The organism is Microcoleus sp. Pol8_D6, from assembly GCF_036700965.1.
GTDB lineage: Bacteria > Cyanobacteriota > Cyanobacteriia > Cyanobacteriales > Microcoleaceae > Microcoleus.
In genome coordinates this window covers 1-3,225 of record NZ_JAUBPW010000146.1, presented here as the reverse complement: position 1 = coordinate 3,225, position 3,225 = coordinate 1, and the positions used below count along the sequence as shown (strand labels likewise).

1 protein-coding gene is annotated in these 3,225 nt (G+C 48.8%); it reads left to right on the top strand.

What is annotated here, in order from left to right; genetic code table 11:
* Nucleotides 1–325: 325 nt before the first annotated feature.
* Complete coding sequence (locus tag QUA10_RS28755; RefSeq protein ID WP_333085929.1) at nt 326–3,148, top strand: cation-transporting P-type ATPase; 2,823 nt, start codon at nt 326–328, stop codon at nt 3,146–3,148.
* Nucleotides 3,149–3,225: the final 77 nt, after the last annotated feature.

Here is a 3,225-nt window from a genome sequence, read left to right as displayed (position 1 = left end):
ATGCGGTGAAAATCGCACGTCCGGATCTAACTGAGAGGTGCGGAGGGTAATACCTCCCATCGACTCAACCAAACCCATTATTTTTGGTAAGGTGGATAGGTGCTATCAGCGGTAGGTCTACAAACGGCGCGATGGAGCCGCCAGACGCAGTGAAGTTAAAAGCTTTTTGCTTCCCCGGCATCGAACCGCCCAAAACGAGTCGCAAGTTAAACAGTTTTTTACTCAGAACTCAAAACTTAAAACTCTCTCACTGTAATCAGCCAGATGGATCGGCTGTACCTGTCCGGCCACAACCACCTTTATGCCCCACGATTGATCGTAATTTATGTCTTCAAATTCTCCCTCTTCTTGGCACACCGTAGCAATTGACCAAACTCTCCAGCAGCTAAGCAGCAACAAAGACGCTGGCTTGAGCAGCAAACAGGTGTCAGAACGCTTGCAGCAATACGGCCCCAACGAACTCGAAGAAACAGGAGGCCGCAGTCCGTGGTCGATTTTTGTCGATCAGTTCACCAACATCATGTTGTTGATGCTGATGGGTGTGGCCGTGATTTCGGGGTTTTTGGACTTTCGGTCGAATACTTTTCCCAAAGATGCGATCGCCATTTTTGCGATCGTCATACTCAACGGCATTCTCGGCTATTTCCAAGAGCAAAGTGCTGAAAAAGCCCTCGCAGCCCTCAAAAACCTCGCTTCTCCCCTAGTCAGAGTCCTGCGGGACGGCAAAACTTCAGAAATAGCAGCCAAGGAACTCGTACCTGGAGACGTGATGCTGTTGGAGGCTGGGGTAAAAATAGCAGCAGACGCACGCTTGATCGAAACATCAAATCTGCAAGTCAGAGAATCAGCTTTGACAGGGGAAGCTCTAGCAGTCACCAAGCAAGCCGATCTAGAACTTCCAGAAGATGCTTCCTTGGGCGATCGACTTAACCTGATTTTTCAGGGCACAGAAGTTGTTCAGGGACGAGCAAAGGCGATCGTCACCAACACCGCAATGCAAACTGAACTCGGCAAAATTGCCACCATGCTTCAGTCAGTAGAAAACGAACCGACTCCCCTGCAACAGCGGATGGATCAGTTGGGAAAGGTTCTAGTCTCCGGTGCCCTAACCTTAGTCGCAATTGTCGTCATCGGCGGCATGATTACCTTCCAAAACGGCAGCATCGGGTTCGATACCAGCAGGTGGGAAGATTTGTTAGAAGTTTCTCTAAGCATGGCTGTGGCTGTTGTTCCCGAAGGACTTGCAGCAGTCGTGACAGTCACTCTAGCACTCGGAACTAGGCGGATGGTGAAGCGAAACGCCCTGATTCGCAAACTGCCTGCGGTAGAAACTTTGGGTTCGGTAACAACCATTTGTTCTGACAAAACAGGTACTCTGACTCAAAATAAAATGGTTGTTCAGCTAGTGTCTACGGGCGACTGCACAGTCGCCGTGGCAGGCGACGGCTATGCACCGATCGGAGATTTTACCGATCGGCATACATCGACCCAAATTAATAATTTAGAAGAATATCCAGAAGTCGAATCTTTATTAATTGCCTGTGCAGTGTGCAACGACGCAGTATTGCAGCAAGAACAGCAAGAATGGAAGATTTTGGGCGACCCCACGGAGGGAGCTCTGCTGTGTGTAGCGGGAAAAGCAGGAATATATAAGGAAAAACAGTCTCAATTGCTGCCGCGGACGGCAGAATTTCCTTTTTCTTCCGAACGCAAACGGATGAGCGTGATTTGCGAAGTGCCCGGCAGATCGGGACATTCGGGATTTCCAGCAGCCGAAGGACAGCAGTCGAATTATTTGATGCTGACAAAAGGTTCTCCAGAGTTGACTTTGGAGCGCTGCAAAGGCATTATAGCGGGCGATCGAGTACAACCTTTAAATCAGGAAATGCGCGATCGCATCCTCGCCGAAAACAACAACATGGCAAGTGGCGGTTTGCGAGTCCTGGGGTTTGCGTACAAACTCTGGGAAAACTTGCCGCCCCAAGGTTCCGAGGAAACCAGCGAACAAGAAATGATTTGGCTGGGACTCGTCAGTATGCTGGACGCCCCGCGCCCGGAAGTCCGGGAAGCAGTGGTGAAGTGCCGCGATGCAGGCATTAGGGTGGTGATGATTACAGGAGACCACCAATTGACAGCAAAAGCCATCGCCTACGATTTAGGTATTGCTAAAGAGGGCGATCGAGTTCTCACAGGTCAAGAATTAGAAAAGCTTAGCCAAGAAGAACTCAAACAGCAAGTCGAACAGGTTAGTGTTTACGCCCGCGTTTCCCCCGAACACAAATTGCGAATAGTCCAAGCTTTGCAAAGTTGGGGCAAATTTGTGGCGATGACCGGCGATGGCGTTAATGACGCCCCCGCTTTGAAACAAGCCGATATCGGAATCGCTATGGGGATTACCGGCACCGATGTCAGCAAAGAAGCTAGCGATATGGTGCTCCTCGACGACAACTTCGCAACTATTGTCGCCGCCGCTGAAGAAGGGCGAGTGGTTTATAGCAATATTCGCCGCTTTATTAAATACATTTTGGGCAGCAACATCGGCGAAGTTTTGACAATTGCGGCCGCACCTTTAATGGGTTTGGGAGGAGTGCCGCTGACGCCACTGCAAATTTTGTGGATGAACTTAGTAACAGACGGCGTTCCCGCTTTGGCATTGGCGGTCGAACCGGGGGAACCGAACGTAATGAAAAAGCCTCCTTTCAGTCCGCGAGAAAGTATTTTTGCGCGGGGTTTGGGTTCTTACATGATTCGGATCGGGATTATTTTTGCAATTTTGACGATCGCGATGATGTCCTGGGCTTACGGATATACCACCAACCCTAACCATGTTGGAGATCCCGAGGCTTGGAAAACAATGGTGTTTACAACTCTTTGTTTGGCGCAAATGGGTCACGCGATCGCCATTCGGTCTAACACTCAGCTAACTATTGAGTTAAATCCCTTCACTAATGTTTTTGTGTGGGGGGCTGTGATTGTTACTACTGCTTTGCAATTAATGCTGATTTACGTTCCGCCGCTGAGAGCATTTTTCGGCACTCATTATTTAACGGCGTTTGAATTGATGGTTTGCTTCGGTTTCAGCGCCCTGATGTTTGTCTGGATTGAAATGGAAAAACTGTTTTTGCGCTTTTACAAATCTCGAAAATAGTGTTATACCACTTCTCCAAAAATATGCTACAATAGCACTTCTAGCAAAAGGACGATTGTATGAAAGTAAATTACCAA